Origin of the sequence: Enterobacter cloacae complex sp. IR5422, assembly GCF_049238165.1 — a bacterium.
Classification (GTDB): domain Bacteria; phylum Pseudomonadota; class Gammaproteobacteria; order Enterobacterales; family Enterobacteriaceae; genus Enterobacter; species Enterobacter roggenkampii.
Map to the genome: position 1 here is coordinate 81660 of NZ_JBMKHT010000017.1, position 11051 is coordinate 92710.

The 11051-nt window shown below is 54.4% G+C and carries 9 protein-coding genes and 1 tRNA gene; 5 read left to right on the forward strand and 5 right to left on the reverse strand.

Features of this window, described 5'->3' with window-relative positions:
• Window positions 1-5: 5 nt before the first annotated feature.
• Both ACOTXT_RS10850 and ACOTXT_RS10855 read right to left on the reverse strand, forming a co-directional pair.
• Complete coding sequence (locus tag ACOTXT_RS10850) at window positions 6-869, reverse strand: fumarylacetoacetate hydrolase family protein (protein WP_333164694.1); 864 nt, start codon at window positions 867-869, stop codon at window positions 6-8.
• A 17-nt stretch (window positions 870-886) separates the two neighbouring features.
• Window positions 887-2248, reverse strand: coding sequence for a 2-hydroxycarboxylate transporter family protein (locus ACOTXT_RS10855; RefSeq protein ID WP_021242090.1), 1362 nt, complete (start codon window positions 2246-2248; stop codon window positions 887-889).
• A 344-nt stretch (window positions 2249-2592) separates the two neighbouring features.
• Between ACOTXT_RS10855 and ACOTXT_RS10860 the strand changes: the two genes are divergently transcribed.
• Both ACOTXT_RS10860 and ACOTXT_RS10865 read left to right on the forward strand, forming a co-directional pair.
• On the forward strand, window positions 2593-4218 hold the full coding sequence (locus tag ACOTXT_RS10860) for a sensor histidine kinase (protein WP_333164697.1): 1626 nt from the start codon (window positions 2593-2595) through the stop codon (window positions 4216-4218).
• Window positions 4208-4900, forward strand: a complete 693-nt coding sequence (locus ACOTXT_RS10865) for a response regulator (RefSeq protein WP_333164700.1) — start codon at window positions 4208-4210, stop codon at window positions 4898-4900. Before ACOTXT_RS10860 ends, ACOTXT_RS10865 begins: the two co-directional genes overlap by 11 nt.
• A gap of 88 nt (window positions 4901-4988) precedes the next feature.
• Here ACOTXT_RS10865 and ACOTXT_RS10870 read toward each other — a convergent pair whose 3' ends face one another.
• The gene (locus tag ACOTXT_RS10870) at window positions 4989-7124 is read right to left on the reverse strand and encodes an ornithine decarboxylase (protein ID WP_421625312.1); all 2136 of its coding nucleotides are present in this window, start codon (window positions 7122-7124) and stop codon (window positions 4989-4991) included.
• A gap of 182 nt (window positions 7125-7306) precedes the next feature.
• Between ACOTXT_RS10870 and ACOTXT_RS10875 the strand changes: the two genes are divergently transcribed.
• The 3 genes from ACOTXT_RS10875 to ACOTXT_RS10885 all read left to right on the forward strand — a co-directional run bounded on the left by ACOTXT_RS10875 (window position 7307) and on the right by ACOTXT_RS10885 (window position 9553).
• Window positions 7307-8020, forward strand: coding sequence for a DUF554 domain-containing protein (locus tag ACOTXT_RS10875; RefSeq protein WP_008499781.1), 714 nt, complete (start codon window positions 7307-7309; stop codon window positions 8018-8020).
• 95 nt (window positions 8021-8115) lie between these two features.
• A tRNA-Phe gene (locus ACOTXT_RS10880) sits at window positions 8116-8191 on the forward strand.
• 543 nt (window positions 8192-8734) lie between these two features.
• The gene (locus ACOTXT_RS10885; RefSeq protein WP_023326053.1) at window positions 8735-9553 is read left to right on the forward strand and encodes a DUF4225 domain-containing protein; all 819 of its coding nucleotides are present in this window, start codon (window positions 8735-8737) and stop codon (window positions 9551-9553) included.
• On the opposite strand, the gene ACOTXT_RS10890 is transcribed toward ACOTXT_RS10885, so the two are convergent.
• Window positions 9531-9857, reverse strand: a complete 327-nt coding sequence (locus ACOTXT_RS10890; protein WP_039265473.1) for a hypothetical protein — start codon at window positions 9855-9857, stop codon at window positions 9531-9533. The genes ACOTXT_RS10885 and ACOTXT_RS10890 overlap by 23 nt on opposite strands.
• A gap of 258 nt (window positions 9858-10115) precedes the next feature.
• The gene (locus ACOTXT_RS10895; RefSeq protein WP_044597653.1) at window positions 10116-10667 is read right to left on the reverse strand and encodes a LuxR C-terminal-related transcriptional regulator; all 552 of its coding nucleotides are present in this window, start codon (window positions 10665-10667) and stop codon (window positions 10116-10118) included.
• Window positions 10668-11051 lie beyond the last annotated feature (384 nt).

The following is an 11051-nucleotide window of genomic DNA, read 5'->3' on the forward strand; positions in this document are numbered from 1 at the left end:
CTTACTTAATGTGCTGCCGCGAGCCCGACGGCTGGCGCTTCCACGATCACGTTGCTCAGATGACCGATATGCTCGATCTCCACCTCAATGCGATCCCCCTCTTTCATAAACAGCGGCGGGTTACGCTTTTTACCCACCCCGCCCGGGGATCCGGTGATGATCACATCGCCAGGACTCAAGCGGGTGAAGGTGCTGATGTATTCGATCAGCTCCGCCACCTTGTGGATCATGCTGCTGGTGTTGTCTTCCTGCACCATGCGGCCGTTCAGCCAGGTGCGGATTGCCAGTTGGTGCGGATCGGGGATCTCGTCCACCGTCGCCATCCACGGGCCAAACGCGCCGGTTTTGCGCCAGTTTTTACCGGCGGTAAACCAGGTGTGCTGCCAGTCGCGGGCGGAGCCGTCCATGTAGCAGCTGTAGCCGGCCACGTGGCGCAGGGCGTCGTCGCGGCTGATGTTCTCCCCGCCTTTACCGATGATCACCGCCAGCTCGCCTTCGTAGTCGAATTCGCTGGAGTGGCGCGGCTTCAGCACCGGCTCGTTGTGGCCGGTCTGTGAATCCGGGAAGCGAACAAAGAGCGTCGGGGCCGGGTTGTGCTGGTCAAACTCCTTGCGCTTGTCGGCGTAGTTCATGCCCACGCAGAGGATTTTTTCCGGCTGCTCAATCACCGGTAAGAAGGTGATGGCGCTCATCGGCACGTCCACGGCATCGTTCAGGTAGCGGGTGGCCTGCGCCAGCCCGTTGCCCTGCAGCAGCGCCTTAAGGTCGCTGTAGCGGTCGCCCAGACGGCGGCCCAAATCAATCACGCCGTCGGCCTGGACGATGCCGTAGCTGCGTTTTCCCTGGTATAAAAAGCTTGCGAGTTTCATTGTTCTTTCCTGAAAACTTAAACGAGGAAGTTGCCCAGAATCAGCAGAGAGATGGAGACGTTAATCGCCCCGCCGATACGGGTAGCAATCTGGGCGAACGGCATCAGGCTCATGCGGTTGCCTGCGGTCAGGATAGCCACGTCGCCGGTACCGCCCTGGCCGCTCTGGCAGCAGGAGACGATGGCGACATCAATCGGGTGCATGCCAATCTTTTTGCCGACGAAGAACCCGGTCGCCACCAGCGCGGAGACGGTGCTGATAATCACCAGCAGATTGGTCAGCGTGAAGGCGGCCACCAGTTCATGCCATGGGGTGATGGCCACGCCAACGGCAAAGAGAATCGGGTAGGTCACAGAGGTCTGGAAGAATTTGTACACCACCTGCGAGCCTTCCAGCAGACGTGGAGAAGCACCGTTGCAAAGCTTCACCAGCACCGCCATAAACAGCATGCCGACCGGCGCAGGCAGGCCAATCAGCTTGTGGCCGAGCATGCCCAGCATGTAGAGCAGCACCGCCAGCAGCGCGCCGGAGGCGATGGTGGTCACATCCGCTTTGCCGGAGAACGCAGGCTGAGAGACGGTGGCATCGGCATTGGCGCGGTTAGGCATCAGCTGGCCTTCACCGGTCAGGTGCGGATAACGCTTGCCCAGCTGGTTCAGGCAGCCGGAGATGATGATGGCAGTCAGACCGCCGAGCATGACCATCGGCAGCACGCGTCCGAGCGCCACGCCCTGGTCCATATGCAGCAGGGTGGCATAGCCGATGGAAAGCGGGATTGCCCCTTCCCCGACGCCGCCCGCCATGATCGGCAGGATGATAAAGAAGAAGATCTGGAATGGCTCAAGACCCAGCGCCAGGCCGACGCCCATCCCCACCAGCATGCCGACGATTTCGCCGCACAGCATCGGGAAGAAGATGCGCAGGAAGCCCTGAATCAGCACCGTGCGGTTCATGCTCATGATGCTGCCGACAATAATGCAGCAGATATAGAGGTAGAGAATGTTGGTGGATTTGTAGAACTTGGTCGTAGACTCGACCACCACGTCCGGCAGCAGGCCATAATAGACCAGCGCGGAAGGGATAAAGGTGGCGCAAATCGCCGCCGCGCCGAGCTTGCCGACAATCGGCAGGCGTTTACCAAACTCACCGCAGGCAAAGCCGAAGAAGGCCAGCGTCGCCACCATCACCACGATATCGCTCGGCAGTTTTCCGCCCAGGCAATCAATGGCGATCAGCGCGCCCGCCAGAACGAACAGCGGCAGAGGAATAATCCCGATTTTCCAGGTATCCATAATATGCCACCAGCGCTCTTTAAGCGAAGGCCGCTGAATTTCAATCGGGTCGTGGGTAACAGAGAAAGAATCGTCAGTTGTGCTCATAATAAGCCCCTTGGTTATTTTGTGCGTTCAGCTTAGAGTCACAAAGGCTTACTTTATGTGAGGAATGGCATATTAAAAGCGAAGTTTTAATGGCAGCTATGGTTTTAATGGTTTCTTTTATTTAATGTGATTTACGCCTTATTTATGGCCGTGGTTTTTATGGTTTCTTTTCTGAATTGAACAAACAAATAACATTTATTCGTGCAGCCAGAGGCCACCCGTCTTTGGGATAACGCTTTTACAACGCCCGCTGTGCAAGGGATCACAAGTTTTCGGCAAAGCGGACGTCCGCGTGAAAAAAGATGATATATTGGCGTTCTTTGTCGCTACCTTGCGTGAGAGTTATGAAAGTCTCTTTCCAGATAAAGCTGTTTATTTCGCTGGTTGCCTTTTTCTCAGTGCTTTTTGCGTTACTGGGCGGATATTATTATGCCGATGTCGGGAAACAGCTTTATCAGGAAATGAGCACGCGCGCCAAAATACAGGCTGAAGAGATTGCGCTTATTCCAACATTGCGACATGAAGTTGAACAAAAGAATATCGCCGCCATCCATGATTTTATGCAGAAGATTTCTGCGCACAGTGACGCCAGCTTTATTGTGATTGGTGATAATAAGGGCCAGCATCTTTTTCACTCCGTCTTCGCCGACAGAGTGGGCACCACGCTGGTAGGCGGTGACAACGAAGCCGTATTGCAGGGTAAAAGCACCACCACCATCCGCAAAGGCGGGTTGGGTATTTCGCTGCGCAGTAAGGCCCCCATCTTCAACGCTGCCGGACAGGTGGTCGGCATTGTTTCGGTCGGCTATCTCACCAGCTACCTGGACACCATTACCGTCAGTAAAGTGGTCAATATCCTGATTGCCGCGGTGCTGCTGCTGATTGCTCTCTTTATCTTCTCCTGGTTCTTTACCCGCAGTATTAAGAAGCAGATCTTCTCCCTTGAGCCGCGCGAGATCGGCCTGCTGGTGCGCCAGCAGAAGGCGCTGATGGAGTCTATTTATGAAGGCGTAATTGCCATTGACGATCAAAGGCGGATTGAAGTCATCAACCAGGCGGCGCGCAAGCTGCTGGGGCTGAGCCAGCCGGCCCGCGAGCTGCGCGGGCAGCTGATAAGCCAGGTGATCGATCCGGTCCCGTTCTTCGACACGCAGACGATGCTGGCGAAAGATACCCATGATGAGATTTGCCGTTTTAACGATCTCACGGTGATTGCCAGCCGGGTCCACATCATGCTTGAGGGGTCGCTGCAGGGCTGGGTGATCACCTTCCGCGATCGCAACGAGATCGACTCGCTGAGCGCCCAGCTCAGCCAGGTCAAACGCTACGTCGATAACCTTCGCATCATGCGTCATGAGCAGTTAAACCGGATGACCACCCTCTCCGGTCTGCTGCATATGGGCCGCTATGAGGAGGCGATTGGCTACATTCAGGCGCAGTCTGAACACGCTCAGGAGCTGCTGGACTTTATCTCTTCGCGCTTCAGCTCCCCGACCCTGTGCGGCCTGCTGCTGGGGAAAGCCGCCCGCGCGCGGGAGAAAGGGGTCGAGCTGAGTTTCGACCCGGCCTGTCGGCTGGACAGGCCGTTCCTGCCGTTGGGGGAACAAGAGCTGATTTCGATTATTGGCAATCTGCTGGATAACGCTATCGAAGCGACGCAGCGGTCGCCGCTTCCCCACGCGCCGGTGGAGGTGCTGATAAAGCTCAGCGAACAGGAGCTGATTATTGAAGTGGCCGACCAGGGCGTTGGCATCAAGCCGGAGATCCGTGAGCGGATCTTTGAGCGCGGCATCACCACCAAAACGCGCGGCGATCATGGGATTGGTCTGTATCTGATCGAAAGCTATGTCACACAGGCTGGCGGCGCGATAGAAGTTGCCGATAATATCCCGCGCGGCGCCATTTTCTCCCTGTTTATCCCGGTCACGGGAACCGCCCGGCAACTGGAAGACACCGACTATGCAACATGAACTTATCGACGTACTGATTGTTGAAGACGAGAACGAGCTGGCGCAACTGCACGCGGAGCTGATAAGCAAGCATCCGCGTCTGAGGCTGGTGGGCATTGCCTCGTCGCTGGCTGCGGCCCAGGCAGAGCTTGTAAGCAAACAGCCGCAGCTGGTGCTGCTGGATAACTATCTGCCGGACGGCAAAGGGATCTCGCTGATCAATAACCCCATGCTGGCCCGCGCCAACTGCTCGGTCATTTTTATTACTGCCGCCAGCGATATGGACACCTGCAGCCAGGCGATCCGCAACGGCGCGTTCGACTACATCCTCAAACCCGTCTCCTGGAAGCGGCTCAGCCAGTCGCTGGAGCGGTTTGTGCAGTTTGCCGAACAGCAGCGCGTCTGGAAGATTGTCGACCAGCAGAACGTCGATTCGCTCTATCAGCTTCAGGCGAAAAACTACCGCCAGGACAACGGCAGCAAGGGCATTGAGGAAAATACCCTGGCGCGGGTGCAGTCGCTGTTTAACGACAAGGCAACGCACAGCTTTACCGTGGATGAAGTGGTGAGCGAGACGGGACTGAGTAAAACCACCACCCGTCGCTATCTGGAGCACTGCGTGGAGGCGGGTTTTCTGACGGTGGAGATGCTGTACGGCAAGATTGGGCACCCGAGGAGGATGTACCGGCGCGCAGAAGCCTGAAGCTGTATTGTAGGCCCGGTAAGCTTGCGCCACCGGGCAAATCGCCGGGTGGCGCTAACGCTTACCCGGCCTACGTTCGGGGGAGAGTCTACTTCAACACATATCCATACAGCCGCTTAATCCCGTCGGCATCCTTCTCGCTGTACACGCCCTGCAGCTCCGGCGAGAAGCCCGGCAGCAGGTTGATGCCCTCCTCCAGCGCCAGGAAGTAACGCTGTACCGCCCCGCCCCAGACTTCACCCGGCACCACGCACAGCACGCCCGGCGGATAGGGCAGCGCCCCTTCGGCAGCAATACGCCCTTCGGCATCCCGTATGCGAACCAGCTCCACGTTCCCGCGAATATACGCCTGATTGGCATCCTGCGGGTTCATCAGCACCTCAGGCAGGCTCTCCTTGCGGAACATCGCCTTCTGCAAATCCTTCACGTCGAAGCTGACGTAGAGATCGTGCATCTCCTGACACAGCTGGCGAAGGGTATAATCCCGGTAGCGCACCGGGTATTTCTGGAAGATCGTCGGCAGTACGTCGGCCAGCGGGGTGTCGTCTTCAATATGCTGTTCAAACTGCCCCAGCATTGCCACCAGCTGAGCCAGCTTCTCGCTGCTTTCGGCAGGCGTCAGCAGGAACAGGATCGAGTTAAGGTCGCATTTTTCCGGCACGATGCCGTTTTCACGCAGGTAGTGCGCCAGAATCGTCGCCGGGATCCCGAAATCGGTGTACTCCCCGGTTTCGGCATCAATGCCCGGCGTGGTCAGCAGCAGCTTGCACGGGTCAACAAAGTACTGCTCGCTCGCATAGCCCTCAAATCCGTGCCATTTGGCCCCCGGCTCGAAGCTGAAGAAGCGCAGCTCGCTGGCAATGGCGTGCGTCGGATGATCCTGCCACGGCCGCCCCGCCACCACCGGTGGGATAAACGGTTTGATCATATGGCAGTTGGCGATGATGGCCTTGCGCGCCTCAATGCCCAGCTCCACACACTCGGCCCACAGCCTGCGCCCGCTTTCCCCTTCGTGGATTTTCGCATTGACATCCAGCGCCGCGAACAGCGGGTAAAACGGGCTGGTGGAGGCATGCAGCATAAAGGCGTTGTTCAGCCGCTTGTGCGGGCAGAAACGCGCTTGGCCGCGGATATGGTTATCCTTTTTATGGATCTGCGAGGTTTGCGAGAATCCGGCCTGCTGTTTGTGCACCGACTGGGTCACGAAAATGCCCGGATCGTTCTCGTTCAGTTCCAGCAAGAGCGGGGACGTTTCCGCCATCATCGGAATAAACTGCTCGTAGCCTACCCAGGCGGAGTCAAAGAGAATGTAGTCGCACAGATGGCCGATCTTGTCGATCACCTGACGGGCGTTGTAGATCGTCCCGTCGTAGGTGCCTAGCTGAATGATCGCCAGGCGGAACGGACGCGCCTCGTCGGCCTTCTCCGGCGCCGCCTCGCGGATCAGGTCCCGCAGATACGCGTCGTCAAAGCAGTGGTCGTCAATCCCGCCAATAAAGCCAAACGGGTTACGTGCGGCCTCAAGGTAAACCGGCGTGGCGCCCGCCTGGATCAGCGCCCCGTGGTGGTTAGATTTATGGTTGTTGCGGTCGAACAGCACCAGATCGCCGCGGGTGAGCAGCGCGTTGGTCACCACCTTGTTGGCCGCCGACGTGCCGTTCAGCATGAAGTAGGTTTTATCCGCGTTGAAGACTTTCGCCGCAAACTTTTGCGCATGCTTGGCGGACCCTTCGTGGATCAGCAGATCGCCCAGCTTCACGTCGGCGTTGCACATGTCCGCGCGGAACACGTTCTCACCGAAGAAATCATAGAACTGCCGCCCTGCCGGATGCTTTTTGAAAAACGCGCCGTGCTGGTGGCCCGGACAGGCGAAAGTGCTGTTGCCCATCTCCACATACTGACTCAGGGTGTCGAAAAACGGCGGCAGCAGGTTCTCTTCGTAACGGCTGGCAGCAGTCTCCAGTTCCAGAAACTCCTGAGCTTTACCCGAGATGACCGCGGTGGCGCCGTCAGGCACCTCCGTTGGCTCCTGAGAGAAAATAAACACCGGTAAATGAAAGCCCGTGCGTTTCAGCAAGGCAAGGATGCCGCTGCGACTCTCTGTCGTCGTCATGACGACGGCTGCCACATCGGTGAAATCCGTGCTGTCCAGCGTCACCTTTTCGCGATGCGTAGACACCGTTGAGAGCAGCTCGCGGCTGACGGCGATTTTCATGGTTTTCATAAGCGCAATTACCCTCACCGAACGGTGAGACAGGGAGGAGAAAATTCGCGCAATAATGTCACCTTTTATTTTGAGGTGCAAGAAGGAATCAGTATGCACGTATATCACCCAAAGCTAAGGCCCGCGCAGCGCTGACGTGCCATAATAATGCAATATCAATGATTAAATAACAGGAGTTAAGCGTGGTTATCGGGCCATTTATCAACGCAGGAGCCGTATTGCTGGGCGGCGTACTCGGCGCAGTGCTGAGCCAGCGGCTGCCGGAGCGTATCCGCTCATCCATGCCCTCGATATTCGGCCTGGCCTCGTTAGGGATCGGTATTCTGTTAGTGGTCAAATGCGCCAACCTGCCGGTGATGGTGTTGGCCACCCTGCTCGGCGCGCTGATTGGCGAGTTTTGCTATCTGGAAAAAGGCATCAATAATGCGGTAGGCAAAGCCAAAAACCTGATAGCCCGACCGGGCAAGGCGAAGCACGGCACGCACGAGACGTTTATTCAGAACTACGTCGCCATCATTATTCTGTTTTGCGCCAGCGGCACCGGGATTTTCGGTTCGATGCAGGAAGGGATGACGGGCGACCCGAGCATTTTAATTGCAAAAGCGTTTCTGGATTTCTTCACCGCCACTATTTTTGCCACCACGCTCGGCATTGCCGTCGCGGCGATTTGCGTGCCGATGCTGCTTATCCAGCTGGCACTGGCTACCTGCGCCACGTTAATTCTCCCGCTCACTACGCCGGCGATGATGGCAGACTTTACCGCCGTCGGCGGCCTGCTGCTGCTGGCAACAGGGCTGCGCATCTGTGGGATTAAGATGTTTGCCGTGGTGAACATGCTGCCCGCGCTGCTGCTCGCCATGCCGCTCTCCGCGCTCTGGACGCACTTTTTCGCTTAAGGATGCGGCGAAATGGTGAGAGATTGCGCAGTCCGTAACGAAAACAACATTTTTCGTTGACGACACCGGGCAGATCGGGTTTAATGCGCCCCGTTGCCCGGATAGCTCAGTCGGTAGAGCAGGGGATTGAAAATCCCCGTGTCCTTGGTTCGATTCCGAGTCCGGGCACCACTATTCAAAAAACCCGCCCTCGTGGCGGGTTTTTGCTTTCTGAGTCAACAACTTGTTGGTTTATCAGTAGTTACCCCTCTTATCTTTCCTCCGGCCCCGCTTCCCGGTGGTACAAAATGGGCATTATGATAAAGCCTACCAAAGACCGAAACGGCACCTACTATACAGTGGACACATGCCGGATTGCCCAGGGCCTCCGAAAACGTCCAGTCGTGCTGCACATCCGGCCTGATTGATGGTGAAATTCCCGACAAAAACGGCTGGCTTTCCGCTGGTGTTGCCCTTTCCCTACTACAGCGGCCACTCAAGCGAGAACGGGCTTCTCATTGATGCCATTGAGCAAAAATCTGGCCTGATACTTTCGGTGATGCCCGGTGAAAGCCGTCTAGTAGGCCGAGGTGTGTAGCTGCAAAAAGCGACTTCTGCTTCAGACCCCGTAACCACATTGCTACTATATTGTGCATGCGTTGGCACGCATGGCAGTCAGAGGGAGCCGTTTATCAGTCTAAACAGACGCCGGTAAAGCAATTGAGAGGAATTACAATGGATGCAGCATTGCTTAACATGATGCAATCAGGTGGAAGAAATAAAGCCTGGGCGGAAACGATGGTGAATATGGAAGCCAGGAAACTGGTAAATACAGCCAACACTCTGTCGGCTTTTCATCTCAGCGATGGTCTGACTCGAATGAAGTTCATTCAGGAAATTCGGGACCTCATAGAACAACAGTTTACGCTAGCTCGTCAGGCTAAATCAGATAAAGAATGCATGGACTGCGTTAAAATACTTCGAGAAGAAAACTATAACCTCCTGGAACAAGCTCGTTTATTACGAACGAAGGCAGCGAAGCTTTACGCGAAAGTCGAGTTCATCCGAGAGAATAACAAAATTGTTGGGTATGTTATCTCGGCAGTTAGTGTTGTCCTGGCCGGTGCTGAAATAGCCGCAGGATTTACACTGATTGGCACGATGACCCCTCTCGGAGTTCTTGCTGGTGCGATTCTGGTTACTGACGGGGCAAACAGCATCAGTAAAGAAGTGGCTCGCTACGCAACGAACAACACTACCAGTGAAGGGCTGGTCGCGAATGCCGCGATGTCTACAGCTGAGTTTATGGGCTTTAGTCGTGAGAATGGTTTAGGTGTCTACAAATCAATCTCACTGGCCGCTAATGCGTATACCATTTTTGGCTTGTTACGGCGACCTGGTACCTGGCGACTGTTTCGTTATCTACCCACAGACTATTACCGAAAGGTGAGCACATTGAGCCGCCCGCAGCTTACAATGAAAATAGCAGGTTACGGCGTGAAAGCTAAGATTATTTTTGATCTGTTGTCCGTCAGCGACCCGTCTCAGAATTAGTCAGCATTTTACGGTAACGCCAGGATTTGTAGCCAAGTTTTGCTGGCGTTATATACCAGATAAAAGGTAGTACAATCAATAACGTGAGCGCAAGTGTCAGACTTGTATCCCTGGATGCAAGTAAAAGAGTTAAAGCCAGTATGATAAAGGCAATAATAGTTATCCACTTCATTGCCTTAAAACGATTGGCCAGATCATGAGTTACGCTATCAAACGAACCACCGTAATTCTCGATATTGTTTTTTAGCTTTTGAAGATCTCGTTTACTAAAACCTGATTTTAAAAGTGCTTCTTCGCTGGTCATTCTACTAACCATCCCATAACTCACTGAAACATGTGACGAAGTTTAACTGAATTTGACGGATAAATCGCTACCTGTCGATATTTGTCAAATTTATATTTATATCAAATAGTTGAAGATATCTTACAGTGGCGGTGACCAGACTCTTCAATCGTGTCCATGACAACGTCCTTGTGTCGTTTTGAGCCAGAGTAAATCCAAACCCAAGGCCAGGAAGTTGTCCTCATCCAGCGTTCTCAAACCTCAGAATACCGCCCGCAATTATGCTTTTGATCTCTCCCCAACCCAGGGATCGTTCCCACCTGCGCCCAGCAGTTTGTTTTTGAAGATAAACAAACACGCCTCGTTGAAGTTCTCCGCCCCCAGCCGTTCCGAGAGCGCCATTCGTTTGCGATAGAGACTTTTCACCGACGTATTCAGCTCGCCTGCAATCTCCTCCATTGACATCCCTGCTCTCAGCAACCGCAACATGATCGTTTCATGCGTGCTCAGCCGTAAATTCAGCAGCCACTTCGTGGTCAGGCGACGGCCCTTCATATTGAGCACCAGGTTAAACAGCGAGGCCATGTCCGGCGCCGTCAGCGACGTGTTCATAAACAGCTTCATACTGAGCAGATTCTCCTCGCGATGGCGCATATCAAGCATAACGCAGCAAATCGTTTTTTTCGTTCTGGCCGGATGGCGTATCAGGTAATCATATAAACGGAGCGGCGCACGACTATCAATCAATACAGAATATTCATCTGCACCGTTATCAAATATGTTTCTGTCAATCGAATCGAGCAGGATAATATCCGGAAAAAATATCCGCATCCCCCTGACAAGGTAGCGATCCTGAGTCACTAACACTATTGAAGTTGCCACTAACCATCCCTTTTAGATTAAAGCAAGAACGATCCTGCGAAAAGAAGACCGCCTTCGTTTTATAGCGCTGTTATATTAACGATAGATGTATTCTGGCTTTAGACATCCCTCAATACACACATTGATGAGTAAGACTTCCTGTAGACTATCATTCAATGTCTGTCTTTAATTATAAATAAAAAACAATCGCAGAAAAGTCACTTCTCTAAGGAAGGTGCGAATAAGTCCGAGATGTGAGATCATCGTGTTGTAACCTGAACCCAGAATGAGTAACCGGATGAGCCAGCAACTGACTTTTGCCGACAGTGAGTTTTCCAGTAAACGCCGCCAGAC